This window comes from Bradyrhizobium sp. C9, assembly GCF_002532045.1.
GTDB lineage: Bacteria > Pseudomonadota > Alphaproteobacteria > Rhizobiales > Xanthobacteraceae > Bradyrhizobium.
The window spans coordinates 222,699-238,384 of the sequence record NZ_NWTG01000003.1 but is presented as its reverse complement, the minus strand read 5'-3'; the positions used below and the strand labels follow the sequence as shown (position 1 = coordinate 238,384).

At 65.5% G+C, this 15,686-nt stretch carries 14 protein-coding genes; 10 read left to right on the top strand and 4 right to left on the bottom strand.

All coding sequences use genetic code 11. The features are described 5' to 3' along the window. Positions 1-134: 134 nt before the first annotated feature. Positions 135-2,969: a CHAT domain-containing protein gene (locus tag CO675_RS08740; protein ID WP_158231205.1), complete on the bottom strand. Its 2,835-nt coding sequence runs from the start codon at positions 2,967-2,969 to the stop codon at positions 135-137. A 514-nt stretch (positions 2,970-3,483) separates the two neighbouring features. On the opposite strand from CO675_RS08740, the gene CO675_RS40445 reads away from it, so the two are divergent. From CO675_RS40445 to CO675_RS08720, 4 genes are all read left to right on the top strand, one after another. Continuing rightward, positions 3,484-3,894, top strand: a complete 411-nt coding sequence (locus CO675_RS40445) for an ester cyclase (RefSeq protein ID WP_158231204.1) — start codon at positions 3,484-3,486, stop codon at positions 3,892-3,894. A 58-nt stretch (positions 3,895-3,952) separates the two neighbouring features. Then, positions 3,953-4,912 carry a DUF817 domain-containing protein gene (locus CO675_RS08730; RefSeq protein WP_245452681.1) on the top strand — a complete coding sequence of 320 codons (960 nt, stop codon included), beginning with the start codon at positions 3,953-3,955 and terminating at the stop codon, positions 4,910-4,912. 55 nt (positions 4,913-4,967) lie between these two features. After that, positions 4,968-5,774, top strand: a complete 807-nt coding sequence (locus tag CO675_RS08725) for a lytic murein transglycosylase (RefSeq protein WP_097671523.1) — start codon at positions 4,968-4,970, stop codon at positions 5,772-5,774. 189 nt (positions 5,775-5,963) lie between these two features. After that, the gene (locus tag CO675_RS08720; protein ID WP_158231203.1) at positions 5,964-6,734 is read left to right on the top strand and encodes an FRG domain-containing protein; all 771 of its coding nucleotides are present in this window, start codon (positions 5,964-5,966) and stop codon (positions 6,732-6,734) included. A 262-nt stretch (positions 6,735-6,996) separates the two neighbouring features. Here the strand turns inward: CO675_RS08720 and CO675_RS08715 are convergent, their stop codons facing one another. Then, positions 6,997-7,884 (bottom strand): SDR family NAD(P)-dependent oxidoreductase, encoded by an 888-nt coding sequence (locus tag CO675_RS08715; RefSeq protein WP_097671521.1) that lies wholly within the window; start codon positions 7,882-7,884, stop codon positions 6,997-6,999. A 172-nt stretch (positions 7,885-8,056) separates the two neighbouring features. On the opposite strand from CO675_RS08715, the gene CO675_RS08710 reads away from it, so the two are divergent. The 6 genes from CO675_RS08710 (at position 8,057) to CO675_RS08685 (ending at position 13,455) form a co-directional block, all read left to right on the top strand. After that, positions 8,057-8,458: a response regulator gene (locus tag CO675_RS08710; protein WP_097671520.1), complete on the top strand. Its 402-nt coding sequence runs from the start codon at positions 8,057-8,059 to the stop codon at positions 8,456-8,458. 120 nt (positions 8,459-8,578) lie between these two features. Further along, positions 8,579-9,190: a LysE family translocator gene (locus CO675_RS08705; protein WP_097671519.1), complete on the top strand. Its 612-nt coding sequence runs from the start codon at positions 8,579-8,581 to the stop codon at positions 9,188-9,190. A gap of 640 nt (positions 9,191-9,830) precedes the next feature. Continuing rightward, positions 9,831-11,045, top strand: a complete 1,215-nt coding sequence (locus CO675_RS08700; protein ID WP_097671518.1) for a GGDEF domain-containing protein — start codon at positions 9,831-9,833, stop codon at positions 11,043-11,045. A gap of 36 nt (positions 11,046-11,081) precedes the next feature. Next, positions 11,082-11,696, top strand: coding sequence for a peptidoglycan recognition protein family protein (locus CO675_RS08695; RefSeq protein ID WP_097671517.1), 615 nt, complete (start codon positions 11,082-11,084; stop codon positions 11,694-11,696). A gap of 217 nt (positions 11,697-11,913) precedes the next feature. Further along, positions 11,914-12,810: a L,D-transpeptidase gene (locus CO675_RS08690; protein WP_097671810.1), complete on the top strand. Its 897-nt coding sequence runs from the start codon at positions 11,914-11,916 to the stop codon at positions 12,808-12,810. A gap of 201 nt (positions 12,811-13,011) precedes the next feature. Beyond that, positions 13,012-13,455 carry a hypothetical protein gene (locus CO675_RS08685; RefSeq protein WP_143278921.1) on the top strand — a complete coding sequence of 148 codons (444 nt, stop codon included), beginning with the start codon at positions 13,012-13,014 and terminating at the stop codon, positions 13,453-13,455. A 128-nt stretch (positions 13,456-13,583) separates the two neighbouring features. Here CO675_RS08685 and rpoH read toward each other — a convergent pair whose 3' ends face one another. Both rpoH and CO675_RS08675 read right to left on the bottom strand, forming a co-directional pair. Next, entirely contained in the window at positions 13,584-14,480 is an 897-nt protein-coding gene (rpoH, locus tag CO675_RS08680) for an RNA polymerase sigma factor RpoH (protein ID WP_024581019.1), read from the bottom strand. A 217-nt stretch (positions 14,481-14,697) separates the two neighbouring features. Continuing rightward, positions 14,698-15,678 (bottom strand): RluA family pseudouridine synthase, encoded by a 981-nt coding sequence (locus CO675_RS08675; protein ID WP_097671809.1) that lies wholly within the window; start codon positions 15,676-15,678, stop codon positions 14,698-14,700. Positions 15,679-15,686 lie beyond the last annotated feature (8 nt).

Sequence of the window (15,686 nt, the reverse complement as noted above, 5' to 3'; positions counted from 1 at the left end):
CCGCTGTCAAAGCAAATTACCTGCCGCGCGTGCCGATCTGCCCTGCACCATAGGACCCTTGCGCAGCGTCCGGTGCAATTCGGCCCCGCGATGCGATCGCGGCGGCCTCCGGTCACATCAACGACACATAGGCCTTAGCCCTCGAACAGCACGAACGCCGCCCACACGCTCGCGTCCTTGGCGCCCGCGACCTTGCCGTCGCGCGCATCGCGCCGGGTCTGGCGCAGCGCGTCCGAATAGGTCAGGCCCTCGGCGAGGTGCTCGTAGAAGCGCACGGTGAAGTTGGCGGTGCCCTCGTCGGCGACCGGCCACAGCGTCAGCAGCGCGCGGCGCGCGCCGGCGATGCCGAGCGCGGTCGGCAGGCCGCGCAGGCCGCTGACGAAGCTCTCGTCGCCGCGGCCGGTCTCGCAGGCCGAGAGCACCAGCAGATCAAGCCCGGACAGGTCCCAGTCCATCACCTCGAAGGCATAGAGATAGCCGTCCTTGTCGTCGTGCAGCGGAAACCTGCTGTCACCCGCGCCGGACAGCACGATGCCGCTCTGCCAGAGCGTGTCGAGGCCGGACGCCGTGCTGTCGTGATAGAAGCCGTGGGTCGCCAGATGCGCGATGCGCGCCTTGCTGATTGCCTCGCGCAGTGCGGCTTCGCTGACGCCGCGCCCGGTCAGCATCTCGACCGGAGCGCCGCGCGCGCGGGCGAGCTTTGCGATCGCCTCGATCTCGGTCTTGGTGCCGGGCAGCGGCATCGGCCCCGGCTGGCCGTATTCGATGCCACCGGCGAGCAGCATCGCGCCCGTCCGGTCGAGCTTTTCGCGCGCATGGATCGCGATCAGTGCGTCGGGGCTGGTCAGCATCCGGATCGTGGTGCGATCCTCTAGCAGGCCGCCGTCGGCGCCGGGCAGCAGCGAGAACGGCACGGCAAACAGGAAGCCGTCCGGTACCACATAGAGCGTGGTCTTGTCCTTCAGCAGAGGCTCCAGCGGCGCGAACAGCCGCGTGCGGAGGTTCTGGAAGCGGCCTTTGCTGCCGAGCGCCCTGTCGTCGGGCGTCCTGTCGTCGCGTTCCTTGGCGTCTGGATCTGGCGCGGCGGTCCGTGTCGTGCGCAGCCGTGCGATCTCGGTCCGCACGCCGCTGTCGACCATCCGGCCGGGATCGCCGAGATCGACCACGCGCGGTTCGCTCGTTGCGGTCTCGACGATGGCGTAGAGCACGGTCGCGGACAGCGGCTCCTTCGACTGGCGATCCGCCTTCCATTGCCGGGTGATGAAGTAGTTGATGACGGCTTCCTGCGGCGCGAGCAGCTGCGAGGGACGGATCGGATCCTGCGGCAGCTTCGCGCCGATCGCGTCGAGCCGCTTGTTCAGCGCCTTCTCGGCCGCGTCCTGCCGCTGCCACACGGATCTCGCCCAGTCGTCGATATTGCCCGACGAGAACAGCTCCTGCTTCTCGCCGTTGAGCCGCAGCGACGCGCGCAGCAGCGTCGCGGTCTCCTCGTCCTTATCAGCCATTTGCGTCTCGAGCCGGCGCAGCGCGGTGGCGTCGCCGCCGCCGAGCGTCTTCCAGCGCAGCACGGCGGCGGCAAAGGCCGGCTGTGCCACCGACGATCCGGCGCCGGTGGCGAAGCGACCGAACGCGAACAGCAGATGGTCGGCATGGGCGCGGATCGCCTCTGCGACCGCGCGATCGCCGGCGGTGCCGACCTCGCGCTTCATCCAGTCGAACATCTCGCGGTCGAGCGCGGTGAACGCGCGCACCGCGCGGTTCGGATCATCAGCGATCAGGGCTGTCGCGATGCCGAGCTTGATCTCGAAGCTGAGCGGATGCTGCGCGGTGAAGGCGCGGGTCGAAATCGCCAGCGCGGTCTCGCGCAGCTGCATGCCCGCATCTCGCTCGCCGCGGCGCTCGCGCTGACCGGCAGCCAGCACCGCGGCCTTGATGCGCAGGAAATCCGCAAAATTCTCCTCATTGGCGACGATCGCCTCCAGCCGCGCCAGGTCGGCTGGCGGCATCGCGGCGTCGCCTGAGGCGAGCATGTCGGTGTAGAACAGCCAGGCATCGGCCTGTCCGGCGAAGCTCGGATCCTTCGGCGCGAGCACGGTCGCTATCGCGCGATGCCGGCGGAAGTAGCGGCGGGCATCGTCGAAACGTCCGAGATTGAGGAAATCCTGTCCGGCGTTGTTGACCGTCACCAGCGTATTGAGATGGTTCTCGCCGTAATGCCTGGCGCGCTTCTCGATCGCGAACAGATCGAGCTCGAGCGCCTTCGCCGGCGCGCCGATCTCGCGCAACATGTCGGCATAATTGTTGGCGAGCTTCCAGGTGGTGCGATGGTCGGGCCCGAGCGCCTTCTCGGAAAGCTCGAAATTGTGCCGGCCCAAATTCGTCGCCGACGCCGCCGAGCCGTTGGCCGACAGCGCAACCGCGAGCTTGTCGTTGGCGATCAGCGATTCCTCGGAGCCTTCGCCCCAATAGGCGTTGAAGGCGGCGATCGCCTTCATGTAGAGCGGGACGGCTTCCGCGATCCTGGCGTGGTCGGATATCAGGATCGCGTACATCAGCAGCACGTCAGCACTGCCGGGCGGCGATTGCGCCGCCGCCTTGCCCTTGAACGCGCGCACGAACAGTTTTTCGGCCAGATCGTCGCGCTTGACCGCGCGCAGCGCGGCGGTCGCGTCGAAATATTGCTCCATGACGAATTGCGCGTCGTCGAGTCTGTCTGCCGCATCCAGCGCTGCAAGCAGCTGCGCATAGCCGGCATCGAACTTGCCGCCGCGCGTCAGCGCGATGGCGTTCTTCATCTGCGCGCCGATCGCCTGGGTGCCGCCGGCGCCTTGCGCCGGCGTGCGCTTGGCGGGGGAGTTCTGCGCTGCGGCGCTTTCGATCGGTCGGGTCAGAACAGCGCCGAACACGAGGATAATACTGAGTGATGCTGCTATCCGACGCGCGCGTGCGAGTCCCCCGGTGATCGTCATCGATTGCGTATCCTCATCGTATCGCGTTCCCAGCAAATGACGGCTTGGTCGCTGGCAGGCTGACGACGCTTTAGCGGCGCGCCTTTGTATGAACAAGACACGGCGGCCGGTCGCGCGTGGCGCGGAACCGGCGAGCCGAATTAGTGCTTCTTGGTCGCCGCCGATGCCTGTGGCGTTCATGCGTCGCACCCCGAATTGCTGCCATGCCATGTGCCGCGGGCTGTCGTCGGCGGCCGCTTGCATGCCACCGGCATGGCCGAGCCATCGGATGATGTTACCGTCGGCATGCCGGCCGGCTGTGCCGCAGCGATCGGCCGGCCTTTTGGACCGGCAGGCCGCGCGCGCGTCGGCGCAGTTTCCGGGCGACCGCCTTTCGCTTCGCAATGCAAACGCGCGCGGGTCGAAAGCGGCGGCTTTTTCTGACCATCGTCACTTGCACCGTCCCGCCCGATTCGCGTATGAGGCGCATCCTTCCTCTTCTGCAACTTTTCCTTTCATCGAAGGCGCCCCGCCGATGTCCAACGCCACCCTCGACGCCAACAAGGCGCTGGTGCTCGCGCATTGCGACGCCGTGACCAATCGGCTCGATCCCAACGCGATCCGCGTGCAGCTGGCGTCCGACTTCTTCGATCATGCCGCCGGCAAGCGGATGAGCGCCGAGGAGGTGATCGCGCATGCAACGGCCATGCACGAGACCTTCGCCGATCTGTCGGCGGTGGCGGAATGCCTGGTGGCCGAGCGCGACATCGTCGCCGGCCGCTTCGTCTGGCGCGGCCGGCACCGCAGCCCGTGGCGCGGCATTGCCCCAACCGGCCGCCACGTCGAATTCCGCGGCATGACGTTCTGGCGGATTCACGACGGCAAGATCAGCGAGCGCTGGGCCGAGATCGACTTCGTCGATCTGGAGCGGCAGCTCAAGGATTGAGGGGAATCTGCACAACTCCGCCGTGCTGCGACCGTGATCCGCGGCGATCGTCCGCGGTGTGCATCACAGGCTGACACCGACCAAGCCGATTGCCAGCGCCGCGGCCAACTGGCCGCCGCTGCGCCGCTTCATCGCCGGCGAGCATCGCCTCGGCCTGTTGATGGCGCAGCGCCGCTGGACCGCGGCGGCTCACGAATTCCTGCGCTTCGGCGTGAAGCAGGCATGGGCCTGCCTGTTCGGCGGCATCGCGGTGGCGCTGATGATTGGTACCTGGCGCTTCTATCCGCCGGACGCGCTGCTTGCGCGCTACGATTTCCTGTTTCTCTGCATGCTCGCCGTGCAGGCAGCACTGCTGGCAGGAAAGCTCGAGACATGGGAGGAGGCCAGGGTCATCCTGATCTACCATATCGTCGGCACCGCGATGGAGCTGTTCAAGACACACGTCGGCTCCTGGATCTATCCGGAGCCCAGCATCTTCCATATCGGCGGCGTGCCGCTGTTCTCGGGCTTCATGTATTCCTGCATCGGTAGCTACATCTGCCGCTGCTGGCGGCTGTTCGATTTCCGCTTCACACAGCATCCGCGCCGCCTCAGCCTGATCGCCCTCAGCGTCGCGATCTATGTCAACTTCTTCAGCCACCACTACGTCATCGACCTGCGCTGGCTGTTGTTTGTCTGGGCGATCTGGCTGTTCGGCCGCACCCGCGTCCATTTCAAGGTCTGGACCCGCTATCGCGCGATGCCGCTGCTGCTCGGCCTCGTGCTCGTGTCGCTGTTCATCTGGTTCACGGAGAACATCGGCACCTTCACCAAGACCTGGCTCTATCCCTCGCAGCGGCTCGGCTGGTCGATGGTCGGAATCGACAAGCTCGGCTCCTGGTTCCTGCTCCTGATCATTAGCTACACGCTGGTCAGCCTGGTCAATGCGCCGCTGGAGTGGAGGAGCGAGAGCGCGGCCGCGGATGCGCCGCGGCGGGACGCCGAGGCCACCGGTCAAGTGTCGGTGCCGACGCTTTGACTGCCTCGTTTGCTCCGTGGCATGATCGGCCGTTCGAAGCAGGAGGGATTGTTGCATGCTGAGGTGTCGTTTGGCGGTCGTGTTCGGCGCCTTGCTGCTTGCCACCCCCTCCTATGCCGCCCGCTGCGGCGGCAGTTTTCCGGCCTTCGTGCAGTCGTTCTCTCAGGAGGCAGCCAGCGCCGGCATCCAGCAGGACGTGATCTCGCAGGCGCTCGGCGGGGTGCAGCAGGACGGCGGGGTGCTCGCCTTCGACCGGCGGCAGCGCTACACCTTCAACAAGACCTTCGAGCAGTATGTCGCAACCCGCGTCGGCTCGGGGCGCATCAATGGCGGCCGCGCGATGTTGCAGCGGCACGCCGCGCTGCTCTCGAAGATCGAGCAGCAATACGGCGTGCCGCGCCAGATCCTGGTCGCGATCTGGGGGCTGGAGACCGATTTCGGCAAGGGCGACATGGGCAAGCTGCCGGTGTTCCGCGTGCTCACGACGCTGGCGCATGATTGCCGCCGCACCGACCTGTTCCAGGGCGAACTGCTCGCCGCGCTCAAGATCCTGCAACGCGGCGACCTCAGGCTCAACGACATGATCGGCGCCTATGCCGGCGAGATCGGCCAGACGCAATTTTTGCCGTCGTCCTACATCAAGTATGGCGTTGATTTCGACGGCGACGGCCATGTCGATCTGCGCCACTCGGTGCCCGACGTGCTGGCCTCGACCGCGAACCTGTTGCACTCGAACGGCTTCAAGATGGGCGCGCCCTACGGCGAAGGCAGCGCCAACTTCGAGGCGATGCGCGAGTGGAACAGGGCGGTGATCTATCGCAAGACGATCGGGTATTTTGCCGATCAGCTCATCGGGCGGTAAGGGCTCTTGTAGGGCGGATTAGCGTAGCGCAATCCGCCGCCATCGGATGCGCGATCGGCGGATTACGCCTTCGGCTCATCCGCCCTACGTTCTGACCGCTCGACGCGGAGCCCCCAATGGAAACCATCGGCAGCCAAAAAATCTGGTCGTTCTTCGACCGCCGGGGATGCCATCACGAAGAACTCGGCGGTGCGGGAGGGGCCGGGGCATCGCGTCGGCTCCTATCTCGAACTCGCGACCAAGATCGCCGAGCTGCAATTCCTTAACCGCGACCATGTGCTGCTGTTTCGCGGCCAGGGCGCCGACTTCAGGAACGTCAAGCGCAACTCGTCGCTGAAGCCGACGCTGTTCCGCGGCGGACGCGGCAATCCGGACCGCGAGACGCTAGCGTCGCGGTTCGCGGCGCTGGCCCGCGCCGAGCGGATCCTGATTGCGGACTACGCGAAAGCAAAATTGCTCGGGCTGGAGCGACTGAAGCGGCATCGCATCCTGCGCTGGTCGATCCTGCAGCATTACGAGGTCTGCACCACGCCGCTGCTCGACGTCACCCATTCGATCCGCATCGCGGCGTCGTTTGCCTCGCTGGCGGAGACCAGCACCGCGTTCCTCTATGTGCTCGGCGTGCCGAACTTGAGCGGCGCGATCACGGCGAGCGCCGAGGCCGGCCTGCAAATCGTACGTCTCTCCAGCGTCTGCCCGCCGGCGGCGGTGCGGCCGCATATCCAGGAGGGCTATCTGCTCGGCGAATACCCCGAAATGTCCGGCACCGAGCAGAAGGAAAACTATTTCCCCTACGAGATGGATTTCGGCCGGCGGCTGGTCGCAAAATTCTCGTTCGCGCCGGCCTCGTTCTGGAAGAACGACAATTTCCCGCAGGTGACGAAGAGCGCGCTCTATCCGTCGGAGAAAAGCGATCCGCTGTTTCGGCTGGCGCTCGGGGTGAAGAAGCAGCTGGGGTGATCAGCGCTTCGCAGCGCGATTCGTGGGGCGGATTAGCTGCGGGCGCAAGCGCGCGCCCGTGCTGAAGCATGGATTGCTTCGCTTCGCTCGCAATGACGAAGTTGTAGTGGCCGTGTAATCGCTTCACCCGTCACCCTGAGGAGGCCGCGCAGCGGCCGTCTCGAAGGGGCGACGGCCACCGGTCGGGCCGTGCATCCTTCGAGGCTCGCTCCGCTCGCACCTCAGGATGACGGGACTGATGACGTTCGCAGGGACGGCGCTATCACCTGGCGACGTCGCGCATTGAGCCGGCCCGCGCCGCCTCGCGCGCGATCCGCCGTGCCGCCGTCTTCTCCATCATCCGCTGCATCACCTTCCAGTAGGTCGCGGGACGGAAGCGCTGCAGCAGGTCCATGAAGCGGGCGTCCTTGCCGATCAGGATGCGCGGCTGGTTCTTCTCGATGCCGGCGATGATGCGCTGCGCGGCTGCGGTCGGCGTGGTCCTGGCCAGCGCGTCGAAACGCTCGATCGATTCGGAGCGGCGGGCATTGTCGGTGATACCGGTGCCGGAGCGCGAGTTGCGCGCGATGTTGGTGGCGACGCCGCCGGGATGCACGACGGAGAGCCGGACCGGACTGTTCGCCACCGCGAGCTCGTGGCGCAGGCTTTCCGAGAAGCCGCGCACCGCGAACTTGGCCGCGCAATAGGCGCTCTGGCCGGGCGGGGCGAGGATGCCGAAGATCGAGGAGATGTTGACGATGTGCGCCTCGCGCTGCCGCGAAAGCAGCGGCAGGAAGGCGCGGGTGCCGTGCACCACGCCCCAGAAATTGATGTTGAACAGCCACTCCATCTGGGCCTGCTCGATCTCGTCGAACTGGCCGAGCAGCGCGACGCCGGCATTGTTGACGACGATGTTGAGCCCGGGATGGGCGGCGCCGGCGGCCTCGGCGAATGCCGTGATCTCGCCGGGCTCGCTGACATCGAGGCGATGCACCGTGACCTTGCGCGGGCTCGCTTTGGCGATCTCGGCGGCGGCGGCCTGCAGGCCGGCCTCGTCGCGGTCGGCGATCGCCAGATCGCAGCCGCGCAGCGCCAGTTCATGCGCGAGAGCGCGGCCGATGCCGCTGGCGGCCCCGGTTACGGCGGCGGCAGATCCAGAGATCGCGGTCATGTCAGGTCAGCTCCATCTGAAAAGAGCATTAGATGAAAAGGGGGTTGGGCATGCTGTACGGGCACACGGCTGGTTTTCCCACTTTTCTCAAATTGGAACCGAACCATCCAGCGATTTTAGGCATTGACCCCGGCTCGCTCTGCAAAACAGCGATCCTCAAGGAGGCCCAGCCATGGGACAATCGAGACCCTGTCGTGCGAAGGCCCTGGTCGTCGAAGACGACCCGCTGCAGCGCGAGATGATCGAGCTGCTGCTCGCGGAGAGCGAGTTCGACGTCATTTCCTGTGAGAGCGCGGAGGCCGCGGAATTGGTCCTGCAGAGCAACGGCGACCATGTCGTGCTGATGCTGACGGATGTCGAGCTGGCCGGAAACATGACCGGCGTCGAGCTCGCTTATGCCGCCAAGAAATACAGCCCCGATCTCGATGTGATCGTGACCTCGGGCAAGCCGCTGCGGCAGCGCCTGCCTGACGGCGCCCTGTTCTGGTCCAAGCCCTGGGCGCCGCTGGACGTCATCCGGGTTGCCGAGATGAAGGCGTCGGAGCTGTCCGGCGGCGGGTCGCGCAGATCCTGACAAGAGCAGGATCCCCTAACGGAGTTGTCAGCGCGGGTCGGGTGCCGGCCGGGCGCTGGCTGCTTCCGCCCTGGGGGAGGGACGTGATATGGGCGGCGGACGTCCCCTTGAGGATTTGAAATGACCTGGTCCTTCCTGCTGACCACCCTGATCGTGGTCGCTTCCCCCGGCACCGGCGTGCTCTACACCCTGGCGGTGGCGCTGACCCGCGGCTCGCGTGCGAGCGTGGCGGCGGCGTTCGGCTGCACGCTCGGGATCGTGCCCCAGATGATCGCGGCGATGCTCGGCCTTGCCGCCATCCTGCACACCAGCGCCATGGCCTTCGCCGCGCTCAAATGGGGCGGCGTGGTCTACCTGCTCTACATGGCCTGGCAGGCGCTGCGCGAGCGCGGCGCGCTCGCCGTCGACACCGAGATCAAGCCGCGCTCGAGCGGGCGGGTGATCGTGACCGCGATCCTGATCAACATCCTCAATCCGAAGCTGTCGATCTTCTTCCTGGCCTTCCTGCCGCAGTTCATCGCCGTCGACGAACCGCACCCGCTGGCGCGGATGGTCGAACTCAGCTGCGTGTTCATGGCGATGACCTTTGCGGTGTTCGCGGTCTACGGGCTGTTCGCAGCGTCGGTGCGCGACCGCGTCATCACCCGGCCGAAGGTGATGGCCTGGCTGCGGCGGAGCTTTGCCGCGGGCTTTGCCCTGCTCGGCGCCAAGCTCGCCTTCGCGGAGCGTTGAGCTCGTCCTCGCTCGCGGCTTGCGGCAGGCAATAAAAAAGCAGGCCTTGCGCCTGCTGCCTTGCGTCCCTGCCTGGGCAGGTGGTCCGGATCGGGTGCCCGGGCAGGGCAGGAGCCGCTACCCGGGCTAGAAATTGGTTACTTCTTGGCGGCCTTCTTCTTGGTGGCCTTTTTCGCCTTCGCCTTCTTCGCCTTCTTCGCTTTCTTAGCCATAGTATCCTCTCAGGGTTTCATGGATTGAACGCGACTCCGAGGCATGCTTGGCGGAGGGCCAGCCTCGCAACATCCTCAGTATCAAACTCAGCAGATTCGGAGGCTGCTGCCGCGTGCTGTCACCGCGCTGTCATCGTGTTATCCACAGCTGTTACGTGTTTTCGCCAGTTTTTCGCCAGTGTGCGCGTGTCACGCATCGCTGCGTCGTCGCATCCGTCATGCTTAACGACACGCAAACGGCCGGTTCGGGAATCTTCATCAATTCAAAACCACAGCACGGATTGGGGCGCGGCGGGTGAGAGTCCGTTAAGCGGCGCGGCCGCATCCTGTCCCTAAGGCAACGGGGATTGCCATTGGGAGAAAACGCCTCAAGGGGCGGACGGTCATTTCAGGAGAGGCGAGGCCGATACGGGTCTCGAACAGGGGCGATGTTGAGCGTTCCGACGCTTTGGACGGTATTCATTATCAATTTTCTCGCGCTCGGCCTGATCTGGGCCTATGTCGCGCGAAGCTATCCGGCTTTCGGCGCCGCGCGGTTCTGGACCGCGTCCGCCTTTGTCGCGTCCGCCGGCGCCGCCTGCGCGATGCTCCGAGTCATGATGACGGACTCGCTGCTGCCGCTGCTCGCGGCGGGCACGCTGATGGTGTTCGCCGCCGGCCTTGCAGCGATGGGCATCGAGCGTTTCTACGGCAAGCCGGTCGGCTGGCGCAGCACCGCGCTGTCCACCGCACTCGCCTTCGCCGGCCTCGGCTTCTTCATCTTTGCTTATGACAGCATGCCGATGCGCATCCTGGTCTACACCGTCGCCCAGGTCATGCCGCTGGCCTTGACGCTGAAGCTGTTGCTGTCGCCCGAGAACGGCCGCGTCAGCCCCGGCGCGCGGCTTGCCGGCATCGTCGCCTCCGTGCTGATCGGCATCTATGCGCTGCGGCTCGTCGGCGCCGTGCTGGAGCCCGGCGCGTTCAACTTCGTTCGCTTCAATGCGGGCCAGTCGCTGGTGATCCTGCTGATGGTATTCCTGTCGATGGCGCTGAATTTCGGCTTCCTGCTGATGGCGATCGATCGGCTGCGCAACGAGGTCGCCGACCTCGCCCTGCTCGACGATCTCACCGGCGTCGGCAACCGTCGCCATCTCCTGCAGCGCCTGACCGAGGAATGCGCGCGCTCCGACCGCAACGGCGAGGCGTTCGCGCTGCTGGTGATCGACCTCGACGGCTTCAAGGGCATCAACGACACCCATGGCCACGCCGCCGGCGACGCCTGCCTGCAGCACTTCACGCTGATGGCCCAGACAAGGCTGCGCCCGGGCGACATGCTGGCCCGCACCGGCGGCGACGAGTTCTGCATCGTGCTGCCGTCCTCGACGCTGCGCGAGGGTGCGATGATCGCCCGCCGCGTGCTGGAGGTCTGCCGCGCCGACGCCGAGCAGTGCACCGGCAACGACATTCCGATCGCGGTCTCGATCGGCATCGCGCAATGGACCCGCGAGATCGGCATGCATCCCGACCGCCTGATCGCCGCCGCCGATCACGCCCTCTACGACGCCAAGAAGGGCGGCAAGAACGGCTATGCGACCTATGAGCCAAAGCTGCCGCCCGAGATGGTCGATCTGGTGAAGGCGAGCCTGCGCCAGCGCGCCTGAGCGTGCTACGAGGGGGCGATACTGGATATTTCCGTGATGCCTCGCCTGCTCGCCGTACTCCTTGCGCTCGTCCTGTCGTCCGCCGCATCAGCCGAAACTGATCTTGCGGCGATCGCGCGATCGCAGGGCACGCCGGAGATTCCCGGATTGAAGATGGTGTGGCTGTCGCCCTGGGGCGACGTCGCCAAATCCCATCCCTGGCGCAACATCATCGTGCACCAGACCGAGGGCCCGGCCGGCTCGGCGCGAAATGGCGCCGCCGAGCAGCACAAGAACCCGACCCGCCGCGGCGTCATGGTCTGGGTCGAATCCGACGGCACGGTCTATTGGGCGGTCGCCGACAATCTGGTCCCGACCCATACCGACGGCGCCGACCGCAACGACAACAAGTACATCGACAACAGCAAGACCTATCGCCAGGTCAACAAGGACACCTCGATCGGCGTCGAGTTCGCCGGCAATTATCCCGATGTCACGAGGGGCCCGACCGACGCACAGATCGCCGCCTGGCGCGTTCTGGTGAAGGTGCTGCGCGCGCGTTACGGCATCCCGCTGGAGCGGGTCTACGCGCACAACTGGATCGACTTCAAGGACGCCCGCTACTGCGAAGGCTGCGCGCTCGCCACGATGGCGCGAGAGTGGGGCGAGTAGGGCGCGTAGTCGTCATGACGAGGACACTCGGCCCAGCATACAGTCGTCATCGACCGGCTGGACGCCGCCGCGTACCGGTTCCCCGCTTTCGCTGAGCCATTCCCAAACAAGCGCTCGCGTTAACGACGCTTGGCGATTTCCGGCCTGGGCGAAATCGCTTCGAAGCTTGTTAAAATTTGCTGGGTACCTGTTCGAAGCACAGGGATCGGGGAAGGACATGGCCAAGCGGGCGAAACGTAGGAAGGCTGAGGCGGCGCTCGCGCTGCCGGTGGCGGGAAGAGTTGCAATTGGCGCCGTGGCGGCTGTCGCATTGGGGTACGGCTTGATGTGGCGGCCGGCGAGCGTCCAGCCGACGCGGAAGCAGGCCGCGCACCAGGTCCCGGCGCCATCCAGTCCTGCGCCATCTAGTCCTGCACCATCGGCTCCTGTTCGCGTAGCCGCACCGGTTCAGGCTCCAGCGCCAGCTCCTGTTCCGATCCCGGTCGTCCCAGCGCCCGTCCGGATCGAAACACCAAAAGCCGCTGACGCCCCCGGAAAATTTGTTCGGCAGGTGGTCGACTACGCCAGTCACCAGACGCCGGGCACCGTCGTCATCGATACCGGAAACACATTCCTTTACCTCGTTCTGAACGACGGACAGGCGATGCGCTACGGCATCGGTGTCGGCCGCGAAGGTTTCACATGGTCCGGTGAACAGGTCGTGGCCCGCAAAACAGAATGGCCGGATTGGCGTCCGCCGGCAGAGATGATTTCGCGCCAGCCTTATCTGCCGCGGTTCATGGCAGGAGGTCCCGGCAATCCGCTCGGTGCCCGGGCGATGTATCTCGGCGAGACCGAGTATCGAATTCACGGCACCAACAAGCCCGACACGATCGGCAAGCGGGTGTCGTCCGGCTGCATCCGGCTGACCAACGAAGACGTCATGGACCTCTATGATCGGGTGAAGGTCGGCGCGAAGGTGATCGTGCTTCCGGCACAGGCTGCCCATCGACCGTCGCAGGGAGCGCCGCCCTACACCGCCTCGACGCAGGGCCCGGCGTCGCCGTCGAACCAGCCCTCGGCAACGAACGTGCAGTTGCTGTCACCTCGACCGAGGATGGCCGACGCCCAGTAGTTCAATCCGAGCATCATGCCAAATGCCAGTTTCGCAGGATGGGTGGAGCGAAAGCAGGCGGCCCGGACTTTATTGAGTATGCGCGCTTCTCGCACCGCTGCCGCGCCATGGCCGCGAGCGCACGGCGCTCGCAATAGCGGGGGCGTCGTTACCCGTACATCCGCAAGCCATCGCTGGTTTCTTCTGCGTGGAGATGGATGATTGCCTTGCTACCAGAGCTTGATCCACAACCGCGTTGCTCGCAACGGGGGGCTTGCAATGTGGTGGAGGGTTATCGCGTTTGTTTACGCGCTTGGTTACTTGTGGGCTTTCTTTGATGCCGCGCATGACGAGACGGCATTTCGCCTGATCACGACAGCACTACTGCTCCCCGCGCTCGTGAGTCTGTTTTTGCTGGCCTTCAACACGCATCTTCTTCCGAAACTGTTTTGGAGAATCTACGCCATCGTATTCGTGGCGTACTGGGCGGTCCCATTGGTCTTGGGCGCGAAGACGCTGATCAACGCAAGCGGCATTCTGATTTACGCAATCATCATCGCGGTCTGCGTGGTTTTCACGTTGCCTGTAGTGCGGAGCTTGTGGTGGCTTTCCTTCGCGCACACTGAACCCGGCTCGGAGCACCTTGGTGACCCGGCCGCCCGCTAGATCGGTGTCTGGTCCGCTTTCAGATCGAGTGAATGGAAGAACAGCCACCTAGCGGCGTTCGGCCAGCAACAAAAAAGCCGGCGTTGCCGCCGGCTTTCGTGTCTCTTGGCTCAATCGCCGCCGTGCGATCAGTGCGCGGCTTCGAGTGCGGCTTCCTGCCGGGCGATCGTGCCCTTGACGGCCGACTGCACCTTCTCGAACGCGCGGACCTCGATCTGCCGCACGCGCTCGCGCGACACGCCGAACTCGGCGGCGAGGTCTTCCAGCGTCATCGGCTCATCCGCCAGACGCCGCGCCTCGAAGATGCGGCGTTCGCGCGGGTTGAGCACGCCGATCGCACCGTTCAGGGCCTGGCGGCGATGATCGAACTCTTCGCTCTCGGCCATCAAGGCTTCGGCGTTGGGAGAGTTGTCGACCAGCCAGTCCTGCCATTCGCCGGCTTCGCCGTCGTCGCGGATCGGGGCGTTGAGCGACGCGTCACCGCCGAGGCGGCGATTCATGTCGATCACGTCCTGATCGGTCACGCCGAGGCGCTTGGCAATCAGCTTCACCTGGTCGGGGTGGAGATCACCCTCTTCCAGCGCGGAGATCTTGCTCTTCGCCTTGCGCAGGTTGAAGAACAGCTTCTTCTGGTTCGCGGTGGTGCCCATCTTCACGAGCGACCAGGAACGCAGAATGTACTCTTGTATTGACGCCTTGATCCACCACATGGCGTATGTGGCGAGACGGAAGCCCTTCTCGGGCTCGAATCGCTTCACCGCCTGCATCAGGCCGACATTGCCTTCCGAGACGACCTCGGAGATCGGCAAGCCGTAGCCGCGATAGCCCATGGCAATCTTGGCCACGAGCCTGAGATGGCTGGTGACAAGCTTATGCGCCGCGTCGCGATCGTCATGCTCGCGCCAACGCTTGGCGAGCATGTACTCCTGCTGGGGCTCCAGCATGGGGAACTTGCGGATCTCGGCGAGGTAACGTGAAAGGCCGGATTCTCCATTGAGGACCGGCAACGTAGCTGTACGGGCCATTACTTGCGCCCTCCAGTGGTTCAGACCCCCGATAGCGGCGGGCCCGGCAGGTGGCCGCTGGGTTAAAGCCGGCCATGCTGCGATGTTCCGCGTTGGATATTCAACGCAGGTGCAACATACACCAAACTGTCCGTGATAGGGAAGGATTGCTGACGTCACGTCCCCGTGTGGCAGGTATAACCTGTTGTCATAACGGAGCTTTTCCGGGAGGGGTGCGTCATACCGCCGCTGCCAGCGCCCGCTGCAGGAGAAGCAAATCCTCCGGCAAAGCCGACTCCCAGTGCAAAAGTTCCCCGGTGCGGGGGTGTTCCAAAGCCAGCAGATAGGCGTGCAGGGCCTGCCGGTCGAGCGCGGTAAGTGCGTGCTTACCTTCCGGACCGAGCTGTCCGGCCTTGGTCTTGAAGTGCGCGCCGTAAACGCTGTCGCCCATCAGGGGATGGCCGAGATGGGCGAGGTGCACCCGGATCTGATGGGTCCGCCCGGTCTCGAGCCGGCAGGCCAAGAGCGAGGCGACCGGCTTACCGTCGCGGCCGGCAAAGCTCTCGCGCACCTCGAAATGGGTGATCGCCTCGCGGCCGCCCTGGCGGACGGCCATTTTCTCGCGGGCATGCGGGTGGCGGTCGATCGGCGCGTCGATGGTGCCGTGGGGCCGGTTCGGCACGCCCCAGGCGAACGCCATGTAGCCGCGCTCCATCGCCCCGGTGCGGCCGTGGTCGGCGAATTGCGCGGTCAGCGACTGATGGGCCTGGTCGTTCTTGGCAACCACCATCAGCCCCGTGGTGTCCTTGTCGAGCCGGTGCACGATGCCCGGCCGCTTGACCCCGCCGATGCCCGACAGGCTCAAGCCGCAATGCGCGATCAGCGCATTGACCAGCGTTCCCGAGGCGTGGCCGGCCGCGGGATGCACGACGAGCCCCCTGGGCTTGTTGATGACGATGATGTCGTCGTCCTCGAACACGATGTCGAGCGCGATGTCCTCACCCTGAGGCTCGGCGGGCACGGCCTCCGGCACGTCGATTATGATCGTATCGCCGTTGGCGACATGATAAGCGGGGTCGCGGACGACGGCGTCCTTGACGGTCACGGAACCGGCGAGGATCAGCGCCTTCAGCCGGGACCGCGACAGCTCCGGAGTGCGCTGCGCGAGCACGCGGTCAAGCCGGGCCGAGCCTTCGTCGCCCGCGACGATGACCTCCAGCTTCCGAC

Excerpts from the sequence above, each read along its gene's own strand:
- rpoH (WP_024581019.1), bottom strand. The coding sequence starts at position 14,480 with ATGGCCCGTACAGCTACGTTGCCGGTCCTCAATGGAGAATCCGGCCTT.
- CO675_RS40445 (WP_158231204.1), top strand. The coding sequence starts at position 3,484 with ATGTCCAACGCCACCCTCGACGCCAACAAGGCGCTGGTGCTCGCGCAT.
- CO675_RS08715 (WP_097671521.1), bottom strand. The coding sequence starts at position 7,884 with ATGACCGCGATCTCTGGATCTGCCGCCGCCGTAACCGGGGCCGCCAGC.
- CO675_RS08710 (WP_097671520.1), top strand. The coding sequence starts at position 8,057 with ATGGGACAATCGAGACCCTGTCGTGCGAAGGCCCTGGTCGTCGAAGAC.
- CO675_RS08725 (WP_097671523.1), top strand. The coding sequence starts at position 4,968 with ATGCTGAGGTGTCGTTTGGCGGTCGTGTTCGGCGCCTTGCTGCTTGCC.
- CO675_RS08705 (WP_097671519.1), top strand. The coding sequence starts at position 8,579 with ATGACCTGGTCCTTCCTGCTGACCACCCTGATCGTGGTCGCTTCCCCC.
- CO675_RS08740 (WP_158231205.1), bottom strand. The coding sequence starts at position 2,969 with ATGACGATCACCGGGGGACTCGCACGCGCGCGTCGGATAGCAGCATCA.
- CO675_RS08690 (WP_097671810.1), top strand. The coding sequence starts at position 11,914 with ATGGCCAAGCGGGCGAAACGTAGGAAGGCTGAGGCGGCGCTCGCGCTG.
- CO675_RS08695 (WP_097671517.1), top strand. The coding sequence starts at position 11,082 with ATGCCTCGCCTGCTCGCCGTACTCCTTGCGCTCGTCCTGTCGTCCGCC.
- CO675_RS08700 (WP_097671518.1), top strand. The coding sequence starts at position 9,831 with ATGTTGAGCGTTCCGACGCTTTGGACGGTATTCATTATCAATTTTCTC.